The following is a 19,916-nucleotide window of genomic DNA, read 5'->3' on the forward strand; positions in this document are numbered from 1 at the left end:
TGTTTGCTAACGCAAACAGGGGTTTTGTTTATGTAGAAGTCCATGAATTTCACTGGCACGTTGCTAACGCAACGGTCCGGTACACAGAATTTCTTGACGACCATAGAGCATTGGAACCACCTGATCCCATCCCGAACTCAGCAGTGAAACGATGCATCGCCGATGGTAGTGTGGGGTTTCCCCATGTGAGAGTAGGTCATCGTCAAGATTGAATTCCGAAACCCCTGTCTGCTAACGCAGACAGGGGTTTTGTCGTTTAAGGGCCTTGAACCGTAACGGATCAGAACTGATAGCTGACTGTAGCGCTCACATTGCGCTCTTCCCCCAGGTAACAGAAGTTCAGGCTGGCACACGACGCCACGTACGTCTCATTGGTCAGATTGTTGGCATTGATCCGTACATCCACGCCCTTCAATCCGATCTTGCCCAGGTCATACCCCACCGAAGCATCAAGCAAGGTATAGGACGGGACTTTCATCGTGTTTTCCGCATCCGCCCAGCTATAGCCCACATACCGCAAGCCGCCCCCGAGTCGCAATCCGTCCAGGGCTCCACTATTGAATGCGTAGTCAGCCCACACCGATGCCATGTGGCGAGGTGCCTGGGTCGGAGAGTTACCCTCGTTCTCGATCAGATTGTCAGCCGTACTCAAAGTACTCACCATCGACTTCGTGTATTTGATGTCAGTGAAGGTATAACTGCCCAACAGCTTCAGGTTTTCGCTCACTTGCATGTGTGCTTCCAACTCAAGCCCCTGCGAGCGAACAGCACCTACAGCACGATAGAAGTTCTCCTGCGGTAGTTTGGTCGCCAGATTCTCCTGATCGATGCGAAACCACGACGCGGTAAACAGGTTGTCTGTACCCGGCGGCTGATACTTCAGCCCCACCTCCCACTGCGTCCCGTCAGTAGGCGCCAACGGGTTACCTGTGCTATCGGAATAGGAGTTGGGATTGAAGGATTCGGAATAGCTGACGTAGGGCGCCAGGCCGTTATCAAACAGATACAACGCACCTGCACGCCCAGTCAGCTTGGTCCGTTTATCACTGATTTGTGTGCCTGCCGGCCGCCCGGTCTCAGCGACTCGGTTCTCGTCGGAAGTCTCTACCCAGTCCTGGCGCAGCCCGAGGGAAAACCGCCATTTATCCATTTCGACCAAGTCTTGCAGATAGACACCGGTCTGCTCCAGCCGTCGTAGGTAGCTGGTCGGGCTGTAATAGCTGATCGCCGAATTACCATAAACAGGGCTGAACGCGTCGATCGGTTGCAGCGATCCGCTAGTCCAGTCCACTACGGTTTTACGTCGCTGATAATCCGCCCCCATCAATACGGTCTGCTTGATTGCGCCGGTAAAAAACTCCGCCTGTAGCATGTTGTCGATGATGAACGCATGCAGCTTCTCGTCCCCTCCGGAGTAGTAGCGGTTCAGCTTGTTGCCGGTCGGCGTGCTCCAACCATAGGCGTAGACCTGATCCAGCCGCACCTTGGAGTCCAGATAGCGAAAGTTCTGCCGCGCAGTGAAGACATCATTGAAGCGATGTTCAAATTGATAGCCAAACGACTGCTGATCACGCTTGTAGCCGTCGAGCCCAGGTTCACCTTCGAAGAAATGGCTGGAGATTCGCTGGCCGTTACGCTGATGCAACGCACCATCTGCCGGCATGCCCCCGTGATAACCCCCATCAGGGTCGTGCTGGAGGTACGCTTGGAGTACAAGCGACGTATCATCGGTGAAGTCGATGCTCACGGTCGGTGCCAGTGCAAAGCGCTTTTCTTTGGCGTGGTCAAACTGGGTGTCGGACTTATCCGTCAAACCTGTCAGTCGGTAGGCAATCCGCTTGTCGTCATCCACAGGCCCACTGAAGTCAAACCCCATGCCTCGTTGCCCGTTGCTTCCTACAGTCGCTTGTACTTGATGATAGGGCTCGAACAACGGCTTCTTACTGGTCAGTGCCACCAGCCCGCCCGGCGAACTGCGCCCGTACAGCACCGAAGACGGGCCCTTGAGAATATCCACCCGCTCGAGGAAATACGGATCAACCTGCATCGTGCTGTAGGTGCCGCTGTCGCCCATGGACTTGAGCCCGTCCAGGTAAATGTTGTCTACCGAGCCGTCGTTGAAGCCGCGCATTGCCACGTAGTCGTACCGGTGTGTCGCCCCATAGGGGTTGGTCAATACGCCCGGTGTGTAACGCATGGCCTGGGCTACCGTCTGGGAGCCCTGGTCGTCCATCTGCTCGCGCGTGACCACCGAGACGGTTTGCGAGGTCTCGAGCAAAGCGGCGCTGGTTTTGGTCGCAATCTGGCTGTGAGTCGCGTTGTAGCCTTCCATGCTGCCCAGGGCATTACCCAGCGCAAAGCCCTTGATGTCGGTGGTTGGCAGGGTAAGTGCGCTATCTTCCGGCGTCACTTGCACTGTGAAGCTGACGTCATCCTCGGAAACCGCCTGCAACCCAGAACCACGGAGCAAAAGATTCAGGCCGTCTCTGGCCGAATAGTCGCCGCGCAGTCCTGCCGAATGCAGGCCCTGGGTGTGCGCAGGTGTGCTGGAAAGCATGATGCCGGCCTGTCGGGCAAACTGATTCAGCACCTCGGTCAGTGGGCCTGCGGAGATCTCATAGCGTTGATGGGGGCGTTCGGCACTCGCGTCTGCGGCCATGGCAGTGAAGGGCAATACGTGTAGGCCCATCGCTGTCGATAGCAGCGCCACACGTACGGCTTTACTCAGCAATGAATAGGAAGAATTACAGGGAAAACGCACAGTCATGGTCAAGGTCCGTAGAGGCCGGTGAGGGCAGATTGAAAGGCTTACTGTCTAAGCCGGACTCACGGAAAAAAGCCGCCAAAAAAACCTTGAAGTTCAGGCTGATCGATCCAGGCTCACCCACCAGCGGGTGCGGTAGCGCAATTGAACCGGCAGCGTTTGCGGCAGGATCGCCAACAATTTATCGGTGTCCTCTAAACGGAAAACGCCCGATAGCCGCAAATCGGCGATGTCTGCCGAGCAACCCAGGTAGCCATGACGATAACGCCCGACTTCTGCCAGGAAAGCGTCGAGGCGCATGCTGCGTGTCACGATAAGTCCATCGGCCCAGGCGCCAATGTCCATGTCCAAAGGCGCGGCGGGGATAGCTTCGGTCTGACGCACGAGGTAGCTTTCTCCTGCGTGCACCTGGGTCGACAGCCCTTTTGCCCCATGTGGTGAATGAATGACCACATTGCCGCTGACCACGCTCAACCGCGTGCAGGCACTGTCCTGTCGAACGGCGAAGCGGCCGTCGATGCCTTCGAACAAGCCATGCCGCGTTTGCACCAGCAAAGGCGTCGACCGAACTGCGCCGCACGTCACCAGGGCCTCCCCACGTACCAGCGTGATCAATCGCTGCTGCGGGTTGAAATGCAGGTCCACGGCGCTGTCGGTATTGAGTTGCAAGCGAGTCCCGTCGGGCAATTGCACGCTACGGCGTTCGCCGGTGGCAGTCGCGAGGTCGCAGGTCCAGCGTTGCCAGCCCGTCAGATCCCGGCTTACCCACGCCGCCGTACCCACCAGCAGCACGCCAGACAACACCTTCAGCGCCTGCCGTCGGCCCAAGCCCTGTGCGCTGTTTTCCAGCGCCGCATGCGCCCCTGGAATCGCCGCCAGTTGGCCACTCAATTCCTGCTGCAACGCCTGCACCCGCTGCCAGGCCAACTCATGGTCGCCGTGGGCCTCACGCCAGTCTGCACATTGCGCGCGCAGCTTTGGATTGGCGCGGTTGTTGCGCAAGCGCAGCGACCAGTTGATGGCTTGCTTGACCGCCTCGGGACTGGGGCTTGGGCGCACCGCGTTGTTCATCGGCGTCATGTTTCATACCGCAGCACATAGCAGTGGTACAGCGCCTGCGCAACGTAACGCTCGACGGACCGCAGCGACACGCCCATCTGCTGCGCGATCTGCTTGTAAGTCAGTCCATCGCACTGCGCCAGCAGAAATGCCTTGCGTACCTTTGGCTTCAGTCCTTCAAGCAGTCGAGCAACTTCTTCCAACAACTCCAGCACCAGCGCACGGGCTTCAGCGCTGGGCGCTAATCCCTCGGGCAGATGGGCGATGGACTCAAGGTAAGCCCGTTCGATTTCTTCGCGGCGCCAGTGATCAATCACCAGGCCGCGGGCGATGGTGCGTAAAAACGCACGCGGCGTCTTGAGTTCAAAACGCTCGGTCTTCTGCAGCAGACGCACAAAGGTGTCCTGCGCCAGGTCGGCAGCATCCGCGGCATTGCCCAAACGCCCGCGCAGCCAGGTGTTCAGCCAGTTGTGATGGGTGCGGTAAAGCGTCTGCACGACACTTTCACACGGGATGTACTCGGAGGATGCCATTCACACGGGCTCGGCCAAACGTTACAAATGATAATTAGTCGCATTGTTTGGGAGGCTGAAAAAATTTGCAACTCTGATCCCTGTACGGCAACCGCCTGTCGGTTTCCTACATAAAATGAGGAAACACCTTACAGCGGCCTAAGTTTTACCCTGATTTGGCCGAAAGCCTGATGAGCCATGCGTGCACCGAAATAGAGCGGCTACAAAGACGATCTATGCCGCAACATGGAATGCTCCACTCGGCACGCTAACCCCCCTTTGGCAAAAAGAAGTCGATGAAATGAATCTCAAGTTCAGTCATAAAATTCTGTTGGCCGCGTCAGGCGTCGTGGTTTTAGCGTTCGCGTTATTCACGCTCTACAACGACTACCTGCAGCGCAGCACCATCAAGCAAAACCTGGAGTCGTCTATCCAGCAATCCGGTGAACTCACGGCCAGCAGCGTGCAAAACTGGCTCAGCGGGCGAATTCTGGTGCTAGAAAACCTTACGCAAAACATCGCGCACCAAGGCGCGGGGGCTGACCTTCCGGGCCTGGTCGATCAACCGGCCTTCACCTCGAACTTCCAGTTCACCTACGTCGGCCAAACCAACGGCGTATTCACCCAGCGCCCTGATGCCAAGATGCCCGACGACTACGACCCGCGTCAGCGCCCTTGGTACAAGCAGGCTGTAGCCGCCGGTAAACCCATGCTCACGCCGCCGTATATGGCCGCCGTGGGTGGGCAGATCGTGACCATCGCCATGCCGGTGAAAAAGAACGGTGAATTGCTCGGTGTGGTTGGCGGCGACTTGAGCCTGCAAACCCTGGTGAAGATCATCAACTCGGTAGATTTCGGCGGCATCGGCCACGCATTCCTGGTCAGCGGTGACGGTCAGGTGATCGTCAGCCCGGACCAGGACCAGGTGATGAAAAACCTCAAGGACATCTACCCGGGCGCCCAACTGCGCATCGAGAAGCTCAACCAGGACGTGGTGCTCAACGGTCAGGATCGCATCCTGTCGTTCACCCCGATCAGCGGCTTGCCTGGCGCTGACTGGTACATCGGTCTGTCGATCGACAAAGACAAGGCCTACGCACCTCTGGGCAAATTCCGCACCTCCGCGTTGATTGCGATGCTGATTGCCGTAGTGGCGATTGCCGTGCTCTTGAGCCTGTTGATCCAAGTGTTGCTGCGACCCCTGACCACCATGGGCGTTGCCATGCAGGACATCGCCCAGGGCGAGGGCGACCTGACCCGCCGCCTGGCCGTGACCAGCAAAGACGAGTTTGGCGAGGTCGGCAGTGCGTTCAACCAGTTCGTCGAACGTATCCACGCGTCCATCTCCGAAGTGTCATCGGCGACGCGCCAGGTACATGACTTGTCCCAGCGCGTGATGGCCTCGTCCAACGCGTCGATCATCGGTTCCGACGAGCAAAGCGCCCGCACCAACAGCGTGGCGGCGGCGATCAACGAACTGGGGGCCGCCACCCAGGAAATCGCGCGCAACGCCGCCGATGCTTCGCAGCATGCCAGCGGTGCCAGTGAACAGGCCGACGATGGACGCAAAGTGGTGGAGCAAACCATCCTGGCGATGTCGGAACTCTCGCAAAAGATCAGCCTGTCCTGCACGCAGATCGAAACCCTGAATGCGAGCACCGACAACATTGGCCACATTCTCGATGTGATCAAAGGCATCTCCCAGCAGACCAACCTGCTCGCGCTCAACGCCGCAATCGAAGCCGCCCGTGCCGGTGAAGCCGGACGTGGGTTTGCCGTGGTTGCCGACGAGGTGCGTAACCTCGCGCACCGTACCCAGGAGTCGGCCGAAGAGATCCACAAGATGATCACCTCGCTGCAAGTGGGCTCGCGTGAAGCGGTGACCACCATGAACGCCAGCCAGATTTCCAGCGAAGAAAGCGTCGAAGTGGCCAACCAGGCCGGTGAGCGCCTGGTCAGCGTGACGCAGCGGATTGTCGAGATCGACGGCATGAACCAATCGGTCGCAGCTGCCACCGAAGAGCAGACCGCCGTAGTGGAAACCCTCAACGTCGACATCAACCAGATCAACCTGCTGAACCAGCAAGGCGTCAGCAATCTCAACGAAACGTTGAAGGATTGCGACGCGTTGTCCCAGCAGGCCAGTCGCTTGAAGCAACTGGTCGATAGCTTCAAGATCTGACGATGTGCGCAGGAGCGAGTGTTCTCGCTCCTGCCGCTCAGTCGAGCATCCGCCGTACGTTCTCCAGGGCGCTGTCGGCAAACGTCTGCACAAACTGCTCAAACCCCGCCTGCGCCGCATCTACCGGCTCGGCAACAATGGTCCAGGTCGCCCTGGCACATCGCTCGCCCAGTGTTTCCACACGCATTGACGCCCACAGCCTGGCGATTCCCAACGTGTTGTAGAGGGCGGTCCAGGTCATGTACATGGCGTCGTCGTCACGGCTGTTGAGTTGCTCGACGACGCAGTGCCCATCGCGGAAAAATTTCGTACGCAATGCGCCGATGCCCTCGCCGGTCATCGTAATGTGCGAGAGGGCAGGAATGAACTTATCGAAGCCTGCGAACTGACCTACCAAGCCCCACAGCCGGGTGGCTTCGCAGGCGACTACCACCGAGGCTACCTGCGGTGCGCTGTCGGGGTTGCGGATCAATGTATCGGGTTGCAGCGGTTTCATGGGGGATGTCCTGGTAGGGTTCAGAGAAAGCCGATGGCCTTGAGGTAGTCGCAACCCTTGCGCAACAACGCCGGGCTTTTTTCGGGGTACTGCGCGTGCATGGCCTGCACCCCCCGCCGCGCGTTGTCGTGATGGATCATCGAGGTGTCGCCGATGTCTTCCCCCAGGCCTTCCAGGTAAAAACCCAACACACCGAACAACGCGTTGTCGGCGCTGACGGTGTGCAGCGCGTGCTGCCAGCAGGCCACGCTGACACGCTCGAACCGGAAGCCGGCGAGGCTGAAGGCATCGAGATAGTGGTCCCAGCTCAGGGGCTGCGGGTTATGCAGGTTGAACACGTTTCGCCCGCACTCAAATCGGCCGCAGTGGAACGCGAGAAAACGCGCGAAAAAATCCACCGGCATCAAGTCGTAGTTCACCGCCAGGCGCGGCAGCAAACCCAATTGCAGCGAGCCCTTGAGCATCAACATCAGGCGGTTCTTCTGGGGTTGGCACACCCCGTTGCGACTGTTGAAACTGATGTTTCCCGGGCGATGAATATTCACCCAGGCGCCTTGCGCCACCGCGCGGCCGATCAGGCGCTCGGCAACCCATTTGGACAGGTTGTAACCGTTCTTGATGTACAGCGGCAGGCTGCTCGCGGCGGGCGCTTCGAGGATGTGTCCTGAGGCGTCCATAGCGCTGCATGCCGACAGCGTCGAGATGAAATTGCACACCTTCTTGCTCCCGGTTTCACACAGGCGCAGGCATTCCAGCACGGGTTCGACGTTATCCCCGGCCAGTGCGCCGTAGTCCAGCACATGGTTGACCAGCGCGGCGTTGTGTACCAGTGCACCAAAGCCCCTGGCGAGCTCGTTGTACACCGCGTCGTCCAGGCCTAATCGCGGCTGGCTGATGTCGGCGGGGTATACCCGCACCCGGCTCAGGTCGAGGTGTTCCAAGCGGTATTCGCAAAGGGCCTGGTTGAAGCGTTGCAGGGCCGAATGCCCCGGCAGTTCGCGCACCAGGCACGCCACCTGCGTTGCACCACCGGCCAGCAACGCCTCGACGATATGCACGCCGATAAAACTGTTGGCGCCCGTAACGATGACCTTGCGGCAGTCGCCCGCACGGTCCTCGGCCAGCATCCGCACCGACACACTCCGTTGCGCATCGCGCACGGCCTGGCCGGACGGTGCGCAGGGCAACACGTCATCTGCCATCAGCAACGCGAGCGTGCGAATCGTCGGCACTTCGAAGAAACGGTTCAATGCCAGGCTGCGCCCAAACCGCTCGCGGATGCGCAGCAACAACGTCGAGAGCAGAATCGAATGGCCGCCGAGGTTGAAGAAGCTGTCGTCGATCGACAACTGCGCCACGGGCACTTGCAACAGTTCGCTCCACAGATCTGCCAGCTGCGTTTGTAGAGGTGTTTGCGCGGGTTGGTCCGAGCCGATCGACGTGGCTTGAACCGGCAAGCCCAGTAACGCCTGGCGGTCGACCTTACCGTTGCTGGCGTACGGCAGGCTTGGCAACTGCGTCCACACGTCCGGTTGCAGATAACCCGGCAGCCACTGCCGTGCGTGCTGTTTGAGTGCGCACAGTGTGGCACCGGGTTCCGGCCGGGCGACAACGCCACGGATTCTCTGCTCGGCATCCACCACCACCGCCACCTGGCGGTACAACCGGCTGTCGCGCAGGCATTGCTCCACCTCCTGCGGTTCGACCCGGAAGCCGCGGATCTTCACCTGCCCGTCGCGTCGGCCACCGAGGACGATACCGTCAGCGGTCCACTGCGCCAGGTCTCCACTGCGATACGCCCGCACAGCCTGGCCGTCGGGCAGCGCCAGGGTCACGAAAGGGTTATCGCTCGATTGCGCGGCATCCACATACCCCAGGATTACCCCAGGACCGACGATGTACAACTCGCCCATCACCTGTTCGTCCACAGGTTGCAGGTCGTCGTCGAGGATCAGTACCTGGCTGTTGGCAATGGGACAGCCCACGTTGCAATTGCTGTCCCCCGCTTGCAGCCGCCGATGGGTGACCAGCACCGTGGCTTCGGTGGGGCCGTAGAGGTTGTGCAATTGGCACTGGCCAGCCAACCGCTCGATCACGTGGGGCTCGCAGACTTCACCGCCGGTCAGCAGGTGTTGCAGGCCCAGGGGCAGATCGGGCGGCAGGAGGCTGAGCACCGCCGGCGGTAGGAACCCATGGCTGACGCGTTGCTCGCGGATCAGTGCGACCAACTGATGGGGATCCAGCCGTTGCGCCTCGTTGGGCACGATCAACTGCGCGCCGGCGATCAGGCTGGGGAAAATATCCATCAGCGAAGCGTCGAACCCCAGTGAGGCGAACTGCAGCACGCGGCTCTCTTCACCCAGTGCCATGCGAGTGGTGAACCATGTTGTGAAATGTGCGAGGTTGCCTTGGCTGAGCAATACGCCCTTGGGGCGGCCGCTGGTGCCTGAGGTGAACAGCACCATGCAGGGCGCATCCAGGTTGGGGCGCTGCAGCAGCAACGATTGCGTGGTGTCGATGCCCGCGTCGCCGGCGCGGCTCACATCCAGCGCAACGAATTGCCCGCGCAGCGGGTGTCGGCCGTCGTCGAGCAACACCTTGGCCCCAGCGCTTTCCAGCAGGGCCTGCTGGCGCTGTGGCGGATGCTCCGGTGCCAGCGGCAGGTACACCGCGCCACAGCCCAGCAGCGCAAGCAGGCTCCCATAGAGCGCTGCGGATTTCTCCAGGCACACGCCGACCACTGCCGGTACTTCGAGGTCGGCCAGCAGTGGCCTCAACTGCTGCTGGATCGCCAATGCCTGACGGTGCAATTGCCGATAAGTCAGCACCTCGCCCGCGATATTCAGGGCCGGCCGCCCGGCGAAGGTCCGCAGGCTGGCCTGCAACCGTTCGATCATTGGCACCTGGGCGGCTTGCCGCAGCGTTGGGTCAGCGGTGCGATTGAACCTGTGCATGAATGCCAGCGCGTCCAGGCCTTGCAAGCCCTGTTCCGGCCAACGGTTGGCGCAGGTTGGCTGGGCAAGGTACCCAGGGTCGCGGGCAAGACCGCTGACGTGCAGGGCAACCCATTGCGCCAGCGTGTCCGTCGCCTGTCGATGCAAGCGCTGGCCGTTACCACTGGGCTCTTCGGGCACTTCCTGGGTCGCCAGCAACCGCTGTTCACGGTCATAGCTGCGCAGTTGCAGGGCGGGCAGGCCGGATTCGTTCAGCGGGCCAACGCCCAGGCGCAGGCTTAGCCGCGGCGCGTGCGCCAGGTGTGTCGGCAGCGGTTGGCTGCCGTCTTCGATCACCAGATCGGCCAACTCATGCCCAGGCCCATGACCGTACTGCTCGACCCATTGCCTCACGGCCTCCAGCGCTTTGCTGACACCGACCCAGCCAATCATCAGGCGTCTCATCGCGGGCTCCCGGCGCACGGCAGGTAGTCGCCCAGCGCCTGGGCCACGCTGGGCGTCTGCAGCAAACCGCTGCGGTGCAGGAACCCCATGATGTTGCCGACCAGCGGGTGTTGGCGGGTAATCGGGAACACCAGCGCGTTTATTTCATTGCGCAGGGCGTGGCGCACGCTCGCGTCAACGTCCAGGTGTTCGATCAGTTGCAGATCAAAGCGCTGCTGCAGGTCGTTGGTCAGGTAGTGCGCCAGGAACGTGGGCAGGATGTGGGCGATGGTGTCACGGTCGGCTGCGCTTGCCGCCTGCCAGTAGAGGCGCACCAGGCGTGTCCAGAACTGCGCGTGGCGGCCTTCGTCGCACAGATGATCGGCCATCAAGCCACGGACGGAGGCCTTGATGCTGTGGTCCTTGGCGAACGCCGCCACATCATGGGTGATGGTATTTTCGGCGATGGCTACGCCGATCAGTTCCACGGCATCGCGCAGGTGAGCCGGGGCCAAGGCCTGCGCCAGGGGCAGGGCGCGGCTCAGTTCGATCTGTGACGGCAACTCGAGCGGCTGGAGGCCGGTCATTGTCACGGCCTGCTGCAGGAAGTCCAGTGCGACCAGGGCGTGATAGTCCTCATCCACCACCACCGTCATCGCGTCGTAGCGGCAGGCGGGCGGGAAGGGCAGCGAGAAGCGGTTCTTGGCAATGCTGCGTGCGGTCTTGTCGACGATCTCGGTCTCGAAAATCACCACGTCGTTGATATATTTGTAGAAGCTCTGGGTCAGCACGAAATCGCGCCACTGCGGGCACTGCTCGGTAAAGGTTGCACTGAGCGCCAGTGGCTGGCGCGCCAGCGGGTAGATCAGTTTGTCGTCGTCTTCCAGCATGCGGCGCGGGCGGGTGCGGATGGTGGCGTGGCGTTCCCAGTCTTCGGCAGCGCTGTGGTAGTCGCTGAAGTTCATGGATGTGCCTCCTGCAATGAAGCATGTATGTCGTCCCACAGCGCAATGCGGCTGTTGACCACATCCAGGGCGGTATCCTCGGTTTGCTGCTGGCGCTGGGGGTCTGCGCCGGTCAGGCGTTGCAGCAAACGCAGGGCTCCCGGTTCGTGGTCCTGGGAGTCCAGCTCGATATGACGGCGCAGATACTGGCTCAGGGTGGGCGCCTGGCGGCTGATGATTTCACTGCCCCGCAGCAAGCGTTCGAACATGGCCGGGATGACACTCTCCCGGCCATGCAGGAACGCCGCGGCCACACAATGGGTCGGCGCGTTCAGCGCGATGTGCAAGGTAGCGGCAACAAAGCGCGCCACCCCCGGCAGGACGTTGATCCGTTGCAGCGCGGTACCGGCGTCCACGCCCTGGCGTTGCAGGGTAATGAAGGTATCGATCGCGACGGTGCTGGCGCCGACTTCGACCATGGCGTCCCGGTACAGCTCAAAATGGCTGCAATGACCGCGGTCGGGGTGCTGGTCGGACTCCTCGCTCAACACGATCTCATTGATCAGTCGTGCCGCTTCGGGGTCGGTCGGTGGGAGCCAGGGTAGCCGGGTGCACGTCAGGTCCCGTTGCAGGCGCTTGGTGAGGGTCATGAAGTCCCAGACCGCGAATACATGGCTTTGCATGAAAAGTTGTAACTTGCTGAGTGAATTGATTTCGATAAATAACGGATGACTGCACAGCCGTAACCTTTTTTGTTCCAGCGAAACTTGATGCATGGTTGATGCCTATGAGTTGTTGCAACTGCAGTGACAGCAGTGGTGGCTATTCTTTTACAGACGAGAGTGGCGTTGATAACGCGTAAACAAACCGTATACGGCACCGGCTCATGCGCACGCTGGCACGGCCGGCTGGAGTGTTTGGTTTATTCGAAAGATGATAAGCCGATTAAACACTTGGATGAGCTTATGAATGTATGAGATGTTTTTTCGGGAAGTTACTTGGCGTGGGTAACTTGCAGGGTTAAATGTGGGAAACTTCCCGGTTGGTTGCGGGCTTAATTAAGTTTATGGGTTTAGTTGCGGGGCTTCCTTAATTGGAAAGTTGCCCCGCGCGGCGTTGAACCGACTAGCGTGGGTCTTTCTTGCCAGCGGCATCAAGACCGGCCAGGTAAGTGGTGATCACTTCCATGCCTCGGGTCAGGTGATTGCGCAGCGTCAGCACGCTTTCGTCGACTTTCTTCTGCGTCACCAGGCTCAGCAGTTCACGGTGATCTTCCTGGGACGTCTCGCCCAGCCCCATCGCCTCAAGGTTGAAACGCAGGAAGCGCTCTTCCTCGTTCAAACCGTGTTCCACCAACGTAAGCAGACGCTGATTGGGGGCCTTGCTATACAGCGCCATATGGAACAGGCGATTGAGGCGGCCCATCTCGCAATAGTCTTTTTCCCGCTCCAGGGCACTGATGCAGGCGTCTGCCTCGGCGATGTCAGCCTCGGTGAGCAACGGGATCGACAAGCGCAGCGCTTCAGACTCCAGCAGCATGCGCAGGGCGTAGGTCTCCGCCGAATTGTCTTCGATCAATGGCGCCACCACGGCACCCTTGTGCGTCACCACATGCAGCAATGATTGGGCTTCGAGCTGACGCAAGGCCTCGCGCACCGGCATGCGGCTGACCCCGAACAGGCTGGCCAGCTCTTGCTGGCGCATGGCAGTACCACAAGGCAATCGGCCATCGAGGATCGCATTACGCAAGGTTTCTTCAATCACGGAGCGGGCAAGATGGGCGGGAATGGGTCCGCTGACTTTGATACTGCTCAAAGGGTTCGGCTTCTGCGTCACGACTACGCTGTCCTCCTTATTAGAATGGGTTGAAACAATTGGATCCAAAGAACACTAGAGACTGCCCAATGGCTTGTCAAACAGGCAAGATTTGCGGCTTGTAAGTGGCTAAACACGCGGTTCCAGGCGCCCACATCAAGGATTTGCAGCGTCTTACACGCCAGCGTCATAGTGCTATGAACTGAACGCGGCGTCGCCCTCGTTTATGCCTTGACCGCCATACGGCAAGGAGTTGTCCCGCTGGATTGCGCATATGCATATTCGCTAACGGTATTTAAAATGCAGTTCTTATATCTATAAAGTCATTTCCCTGTCTGACCGGGAGTGACCTCATGTCCGCCACCTCTACTGTTCCAACAGCGACCTCCACCGCCCAAGCTTTCGAGATTCGCCCACTGCCCGGTAGCGTCGGCGCCGAGATCATCGGCCTGGACCTGGCCCGACCTGTCAGCGACGAAGATTTCGCCCGCATCCATCGCGCGCACCTGGACCACCACGTCGTGGTGTTCCGTGACCAACGCATCACCCCCGAACAACAGATCGCCTTCAGCCGCCGCTTCGGCGTGTTGCAGATCCACGTGCTCAAACAGTTCCTGCTGGCCAACCACCCGGAAATCCTGATCGTCTCCAACATCATCGAAAACGGCCAATCCATCGGCCTGGGGGACGCGGGCAAGTTCTGGCACTCGGACCTGTCCTATAAAGAACTGCCGAGCCTGGGCTCGATGCTGCACGCCCAGGAACTGCCCGCCGAAGGCGGCGACACGCTGTTCGCCGACATGCACAAAGCCTGGGACCAACTGCCCGCGCACCTGCGCCAAGCCGTCGAAGGCCGCAGTGCCGCGCACTCCTACACGGCGCGTTACAGCGAGAGCAAATTCGAAGGCAACTGGCGTCCCACCCTGACCACCGAGCAACTCGCTCAGGTTGCCGAAGTGGTCCACCCGATCGTGCGCACCCACCCGGAAAACGGCCGCAAGGCGCTGTTCGTCAGTGAAGGCTTCACCACCCGCATTGTCGGCCTGCCGGAAGACGAAAGCCGCGACCTGCTGGCCCAGCTCTACGCCCACAGCGTGCTGGCGCAGAACATCTATCGGCATCAATGGCAGCCCCACGACCTGGTGTTCTGGGACAACCGCTCGCTGATCCACCTGGCCGCCGGTTGCCCGAGCCACCTGCGCCGCAAACTCTTTCGCACCACCATCCAGGGCGACGCGCCTTTCTGATCCGGAGTATGACCATGTCCAGGAAAATTCCATTTGCACGCCTGGCCGCGACCGTCGGCCTGGGTGTCAGCCTGTTGGCCGGCAGCCTCGTTGCACCGGCGGCAGCGCAGGCTGAAGGCGAGATCCGCATCGCCGAGCAGTTCGGCATCGTCTACCTGTTGCTCAACGTGGTGCGCGACCAGAACCTGATCGAGAAATACGGCAAGCAGGAAGGCATCGACATCAAGGTCGACTGGACCCAACTGTCCGGTGGCGCGGCGGTCAACGACGCGTTGCTGTCCGGCTCCATCGATATTGCCGGTGCCGGCACCGGCCCGCTGCTGACCATCTGGGACCGCACCCGCGGCAAGCAGAACGTCAAGGCTGTCGCCTCCCTTGGCAACTTCCCCTACTACCTGGTGAGCAACAATCCCAAGGTCAAGACCATCGCCGACTTCACCGACAAAGACCGCATCGCCGTTCCGGCGGTAGGCGTTTCCGTGCAATCACGCTTCCTGCAATACGCCGCCGCCAAGCAGTGGGGCGACAAGGAATTCAACCGCCTCGACAAATACACCGTCGCCGTCCCGCACCCTGACGCCACCGCCGCATTGATCGCCGGCGGCACCGAACTGACCGGGCACTTTTCCAACCCGCCGTTCCAGGACCAGGCCCTGACCAACCCCAACGTACACGTGGTGCTGAACACCTACGACCTGCTCGGCCCGAACTCGCCGACCGTGCTGTTCGCCACCGAGAAATTCCGCAACGACAACCCGAAAACCTACAAGGCCTTCATCGACGCACTGACCGAAGCCGCGCAGTTCGCCCAGAACGACAAAGGCGCAGCGGCCGACACTTACATCCGCGTGACCAAGGCCAAGATCGACCGCGCCGAGTTGCTGAAAATCATCGACAACCCACAGTTCGAATTCAGCATCACGCCGAAAAACACCTACCCGCTGGCGGAGTTCCTCTACCGCGTCGGCGCCATCAAGAACAAGCCTGAATCGTGGAAGGACTACTTCTTCCAGGACGCCAAGCCGTTGCAAGGAAGTTGAGATGAACGCGCCCTTGCAAGGCCACGCGGCCAGCAACCTGCACACTCCTTTGCCGTTGCTGGCGGTGGATAACGTCAGCCTGGAATACCGCACGCCCGAGCGCGTGGTGCGCGCCACTCACCAGGTCAGTTTCGAGATCGATCCGGCCGACCGCTATGTGCTGCTCGGCCCGTCGGGTTGCGGCAAATCCACATTGCTCAAGTCCATTGGCGGGTTTATCAAACCCTGCGAAGGCGAGATCCGCCTGCTCGGGCAAAAGGTCGAACAACCGGGCCCGGATCGCATCGTGGTGTTCCAGGAGTTCGACCAGTTGCCGCCGTGGAAAACCGTCAAGCAGAACGTGATGTTCCCGCTGCTGGCGTCCAAGACCTTGAAGCGCGCCGAAGCCGAAGACCGTGCGCTGCACTACCTCGATAAAGTCGGCCTCACCGCCTTTGCCGACGCGTATCCCCACACCCTGTCCGGCGGCATGAAAGCCCGCGTGGCCATCGCCCGCGCGCTGGCCATGCAGCCGAAAATCCTGTTGATGGACGAGCCCTTCGCCGCCCTCGACGCCCTGACCCGGCGCAAGATGCAGGAAGAATTGCTGCTGCTCTGGGAAGAGGTGCGCTTCACCCTGCTGTTCGTCACCCACTCCATCGAAGAAGCGCTGGTGGTGGGCAATCGCATCCTGTTGCTGTCGCCGCATCCGGGGCGCGTGCGTGCGGAAATCCACAGCCATCAATACGACCTGCACAGCCTTGGCGGCGTGGAATTCCAGCACTCGGCGCGGCGGATTCATCGCCTGTTGTTCGATGAAGCCACCGAGGCCGAGCCCGAGCTGGGTTTTGCTGACATCCGCATCGCCTACTAAGGGGCCACTTCTCATGCGCCAGGAATACGAAATACACCTCGAACCCTTGCTCAGCGTCCCGGTGGAGCGCGAGCTGCCTCTGCGCCAACGTCTGTGGCAACAAGGCTGGTTGCGCAAGGGCCTGATCCTGATCGTGCTGGCGATCCTCTGGGAAGGCGTCGCACGCTACCAGAACAACGACCTGCTGCTGCCGAGCTTCCTGCAGACCTTCCACGCGCTCTACGACGGCCTGCTCAGCGGCGAATTGTTGAGCAAGGTGAGCATCTCGCTGGTGGTGCTGATCAAGGGCTACCTGATCGGCATCGTGCTGGCATTTGCCCTGACCACATTGGCGGTCTCGACCCAACTGGGCCGCGACTTGCTCAGCACCCTGACCTCGATGTTCAACCCGTTGCCGGCGATTGCCCTGTTGCCGCTGGCGCTGCTGTGGTTCGGCCTGGGGCAGAACAGCCTGATCTTTGTGCTGGTGCATTCGGTGTTGTGGGCGTTGGCGCTGAACACCTATTCGGGGTTTCTCGGCGTGTCCGAAACCCTGCGCATGGCGGGGCGCAACTACGGCCTCAAGGGCATGCGCTTCGTGTTGTTCATCCTGATTCCGGCGGCGCTGCCGTCGATCCTCGCCGGCCTCAAGATCGGCTGGGCATTTGCCTGGCGCACGCTGATCGCTGCCGAGCTGGTGTTCGGTGCAACCAGCGGCAAGGGCGGGTTGGGCTGGTACATCTTCCAGAACCGCAACGAGCTCTACACCGACAAGGTGTTTGCCGGGCTGGCGGTGGTGATCCTGATCGGCCTGCTTGTGGAGAACCTGGTGTTCGACACCTTCGAGCGGCTCACCGTGAAGCGTTGGGGCATGCAACGCTGATCACCTGTTACGATTGCAGCCCATTCACGCCTTAGTCATCACGAGTGCTTGGCATGCAACTACCGGACATGAACCTGCTGGTCGCCCTCGACGCCTTGCTCGACGAGGGCAGCGTGGTCGGCGCCGCGCGCCGCATGAACCTCAGCCCGGCGGCCATGAGCCGCACCCTCACGCGCATTCGCGAAGCGGTCGGCGATCCGGTGCTGGTGCGCGCCGGGCGTGGCCTGGTGCCGACGCCCAAGGCGTTGCAGTTGCAAGCCCAGGTACGCAACGTGGTGGAACAGGCGGCGCTGCTGTTTCGTTCGGCGGACCAGGTCGACTTGAGTACCTTGCGCCGCCGCTTCAGTGTGCGGGCCAACGACTTTTTTATCGGCGTGTATGGTGGTCGCCTGTTCGACACCATGGAACGCGTGGCGCCGCTGTGCGAGCTGTGCTTCGTGCCCGAGGGCGACACCGACGACGAAGCGCTGCGCGAAGGGCGCCTGGACCTGCGCGTCAGCAACACCATGCCCTCCAGCCCCGAAGTGAAGGTGCAGAACCTGTTCTCCACCACCTTCGTCGGCCTGGCACGACAAGACCACCCGCTGTTCGATGAAGAAATCACCGCCGCGCGTTTTGCTAGTTACTCCCACATCAGCATTTCGCGGCGCGGCATCGCCCGTGGGCCGATTGATACCGCGCTGAACGCCCAGGGCCTGGAGCGCCGCGTGGCGATGATCGCGCCGGGTTTTCACGGTGCGATGTTCATGCTGCCCGACTCCGACCTGATCCTGCCGGTGCCCAAGGAAGCCCTCTACAGCGCCAATCGCCTGAAGTTGCCGCTGCGCGCGTTTGCGTTGCCGATCTCTCTGCCGACCTTGGTGTTAGCGCAATCCTGGCACCCACGCTTCGACAAGGACCCGGCGCACAAATGGCTGCGCGAGACCCTGCGCGAGAGCTGTCACGCTACCTGGCTGGAAGCCCAACCCACCTAAAGTGAACTCGGTCAAAATGTGGGAGCGGGCTTGCTCGCGAGTGCGGAGTGTCAGAAACACATTACGTGAATGGCCCACCGCATTCGCGAGCAAGCCCGATCCCACACAAGCCAGCATCCACAGGAACCTGCGTTGGGTTTGAGAGTTGCGTTTGGTGCACTTATAAGCTGCCGACATGTAACTTTTTGTCATGTGTGTGCCTGATTAAACTGCTCGGGTATTGATCATTCCGAGTTTCCCGTTCATGACTTCCCTCGCTGCCCCCACCCTCGCGGCCGCAGCCAAACCCGTCAGCATCAGCCCTCCCGTGTTCGGCCCGCGCATCATCCTCGGCCTGGTCGGCGTGTTGCTGGCCGTGCTGGTGTCCGGTCTCAACGAGATGGTCACCAAGGTCGCCCTCGCCGACATCCGCGGTGCGCTGTACATCGGCTTTGACGAAGGCACCTGGCTGGTTGCCGCCTACACCGCCACGTCAGTCGCGGCCATGGCCTTTGCACCCTGGTGTTCGGTGACGTTTTCCCTGCGCCGTTTCACCCTGTGCGCCATTGGCCTGTTCACCGTGCTGGGCATCCTGTGCCCGTTCGCGCCGAACTACGAAAGCCTGTTGTTGCTGCGCACCGTGCAAGGCCTGGCCGGTGGAGCATTGCCGCCAATGCTGATGACCGTCGCGCTGCGCTTCCTGCCGGCCAACGTCAAGCTCTACGGTCTGGCCGGCTACGCGCTTACCGCCACCTTCGGCCCAAGCCTGGGCACGCCGTTGGCGGCGTTGTGGACCGAATACGTCGGCTGGCAATGGGCGTTCTGGCAGATCGTCGCGCCGTGTCTGCTGGCAATGGCCGCCGTGGCCTACGGTTTGCCGCAGGACCCGCTGCGCCTGGAGCGCTTCAAGCAATTCAACTGGCGCGGCCTGCTGCTGGGTTTTCCGGCGATCTGCATGCTGGTGATCGGCATTCTCCAGGGCAATCGCCTGGACTGGTTCGAGTCGGGCCTGATCACCTTCCTGTTGAGCGGCGGCACGCTCTTGCTGGTGCTGTTCATGCTCAATGAATGGTCGCACCCGATGCCGTTCTTCAAGCTGCAGATGCTAGGCCTGCGCAACCTGGCGTTTGCCCTGATCGTGTTGGCCGGCGTGCTGATGGTGCTGACCTCGGTGATCATCATCCCGTCGAGTTTCCTCGCCCAGGTCCAGGGTTATCGCCCGCTGCAGACCGCGCCGGTGATGCTGCTGATGGCGCTGCCGCAGTTGATCGCGCTGCCGCTGGTGGCGGCGTTGTGCAACCTGCGCTGGGTTGATTGCCGCTGGGTACTGGGCATTGGCATGGGCATGCTGGTGCTGTGTTGCCTGGGCAGTTCGCAGCTGACTTCGCAATGGATTCGCGATGATTTCTACGGGCTGTACCTGCTGCAAATCTTCGGGCAACCGATGGCCGTGCTGCCGCTGCTGATGCTGTCCACCGGCAGTATCCAGCCGATGGACGGGCCGTTCGCCTCGGCCTGGTTCAACACGGTCAAAGGCCTGGCCGCCGTGATTGCCACGGGTGTGCTCGACACACTGACCACCCAGCGCCTGCACTTGCACTCGACCATGTTGGTCGACCGCCTGGGCAACTCGCCCCTGGTCGACGGCGACGCACCGGGCCTGGCGCACCGCCTGCACGAGCAGGCCGTGGTGCTGACCTCTTCGGATCTGTATGTCGTCATGGCCGCGGTCGCGGTGGCGTTGATCCTGCTGATTTTCTGGATGCCCACGCGGATCTTCCCGCCCCGTGCACCGACTTGATTAAAGGACTG

At 60.9% G+C, this 19,916-nt stretch carries 15 protein-coding genes and 1 rRNA gene; 8 read left to right on the forward strand and 8 right to left on the reverse strand.

All coding sequences use genetic code 11. The features are described from left to right. Window positions 1-92: 92 nt before the first annotated feature. Window positions 93-208, forward strand: a 5S ribosomal RNA gene (gene rrf / locus LIY36_RS18920). Window positions 209-280: 72 nt separating this feature from the next. Here rrf and LIY36_RS18925 read toward each other — a convergent pair. The 3 genes from LIY36_RS18925 to LIY36_RS18935 form a co-directional block, all read right to left on the reverse strand. Continuing rightward, a complete protein-coding gene (locus LIY36_RS18925; RefSeq protein ID WP_226456597.1) occupies window positions 281-2,767 on the reverse strand; it encodes a TonB-dependent siderophore receptor in 2,487 nt (828 codons plus the stop codon). 93 nt (window positions 2,768-2,860) lie between these two features. Then, window positions 2,861-3,844, reverse strand: a complete 984-nt coding sequence (locus LIY36_RS18930) for a FecR domain-containing protein (RefSeq protein ID WP_226456598.1) — start codon at window positions 3,842-3,844, stop codon at window positions 2,861-2,863. Continuing rightward, window positions 3,841-4,356: a sigma-70 family RNA polymerase sigma factor gene (locus LIY36_RS18935; protein WP_226456599.1), complete on the reverse strand. Its 516-nt coding sequence runs from the start codon at window positions 4,354-4,356 to the stop codon at window positions 3,841-3,843. Before LIY36_RS18935 ends, LIY36_RS18930 begins: the two co-directional genes overlap by 4 nt. Before the next feature lie 280 nt (window positions 4,357-4,636). Here LIY36_RS18935 and LIY36_RS18940 point away from each other — a divergent pair, with 280 nt between their 5' ends. Continuing rightward, a complete protein-coding gene (locus LIY36_RS18940) occupies window positions 4,637-6,517 on the forward strand; it encodes a methyl-accepting chemotaxis protein (RefSeq protein ID WP_192298587.1) in 1,881 nt (626 codons plus the stop codon). 37 nt (window positions 6,518-6,554) lie between these two features. Here the strand turns inward: LIY36_RS18940 and LIY36_RS18945 are convergent, their stop codons facing one another. The 5 genes from LIY36_RS18945 to LIY36_RS18965 all read right to left on the reverse strand — a co-directional run bounded on the left by LIY36_RS18945 (window position 6,555) and on the right by LIY36_RS18965 (window position 13,170). Beyond that, window positions 6,555-7,013 (reverse strand): SRPBCC family protein, encoded by a 459-nt coding sequence (locus LIY36_RS18945; protein WP_226456600.1) that lies wholly within the window; start codon window positions 7,011-7,013, stop codon window positions 6,555-6,557. Window positions 7,014-7,033: 20 nt separating this feature from the next. Beyond that, entirely contained in the window at window positions 7,034-10,411 is a 3,378-nt protein-coding gene (locus tag LIY36_RS18950) for an amino acid adenylation domain-containing protein (protein WP_226456601.1), read from the reverse strand. Continuing rightward, the gene (locus LIY36_RS18955) at window positions 10,408-11,355 is read right to left on the reverse strand and encodes a diiron oxygenase (protein WP_226456602.1); all 948 of its coding nucleotides are present in this window, start codon (window positions 11,353-11,355) and stop codon (window positions 10,408-10,410) included. The genes LIY36_RS18950 and LIY36_RS18955 overlap by 4 nt, the downstream gene beginning before the upstream one ends. After that, complete coding sequence (locus LIY36_RS18960) at window positions 11,352-12,110, reverse strand: DUF3050 domain-containing protein (protein ID WP_226456603.1); 759 nt, start codon at window positions 12,108-12,110, stop codon at window positions 11,352-11,354. The genes LIY36_RS18955 and LIY36_RS18960 overlap by 4 nt, the downstream gene beginning before the upstream one ends. Window positions 12,111-12,459: 349 nt before the next feature. Further along, on the reverse strand, window positions 12,460-13,170 hold the full coding sequence (locus LIY36_RS18965; RefSeq protein WP_226456604.1) for a GntR family transcriptional regulator: 711 nt from the start codon (window positions 13,168-13,170) through the stop codon (window positions 12,460-12,462). A gap of 332 nt (window positions 13,171-13,502) precedes the next feature. Between LIY36_RS18965 and LIY36_RS18970 the strand changes: the two genes are divergently transcribed. From LIY36_RS18970 to LIY36_RS18995, 6 genes are all read left to right on the forward strand, one after another. Beyond that, entirely contained in the window at window positions 13,503-14,396 is an 894-nt protein-coding gene (locus tag LIY36_RS18970) for a TauD/TfdA dioxygenase family protein (protein ID WP_226456605.1), read from the forward strand. Between the two features lie 14 nt (window positions 14,397-14,410). Further along, window positions 14,411-15,436, forward strand: a complete 1,026-nt coding sequence (locus LIY36_RS18975; protein ID WP_192298580.1) for an ABC transporter substrate-binding protein — start codon at window positions 14,411-14,413, stop codon at window positions 15,434-15,436. A gap of 1 nt (window position 15,437) precedes the next feature. Further along, window positions 15,438-16,289, forward strand: a complete 852-nt coding sequence (locus LIY36_RS18980) for an ABC transporter ATP-binding protein (protein WP_226456606.1) — start codon at window positions 15,438-15,440, stop codon at window positions 16,287-16,289. A 13-nt stretch (window positions 16,290-16,302) separates the two neighbouring features. Further along, on the forward strand, window positions 16,303-17,151 hold the full coding sequence (locus LIY36_RS18985; RefSeq protein ID WP_192298578.1) for an ABC transporter permease: 849 nt from the start codon (window positions 16,303-16,305) through the stop codon (window positions 17,149-17,151). A 53-nt stretch (window positions 17,152-17,204) separates the two neighbouring features. Beyond that, the gene (locus LIY36_RS18990) at window positions 17,205-18,125 is read left to right on the forward strand and encodes a LysR family transcriptional regulator (protein ID WP_192298577.1); all 921 of its coding nucleotides are present in this window, start codon (window positions 17,205-17,207) and stop codon (window positions 18,123-18,125) included. A 244-nt stretch (window positions 18,126-18,369) separates the two neighbouring features. Next, window positions 18,370-19,905, forward strand: coding sequence for an MFS transporter (locus LIY36_RS18995; protein ID WP_226456607.1), 1,536 nt, complete (start codon window positions 18,370-18,372; stop codon window positions 19,903-19,905). Window positions 19,906-19,916: the final 11 nt, after the last annotated feature.

It is taken from the genome of Pseudomonas sp. AF03-9, from assembly GCF_020515815.1.
In the GTDB taxonomy this organism is placed as follows: domain Bacteria; phylum Pseudomonadota; class Gammaproteobacteria; order Pseudomonadales; family Pseudomonadaceae; genus Aquipseudomonas.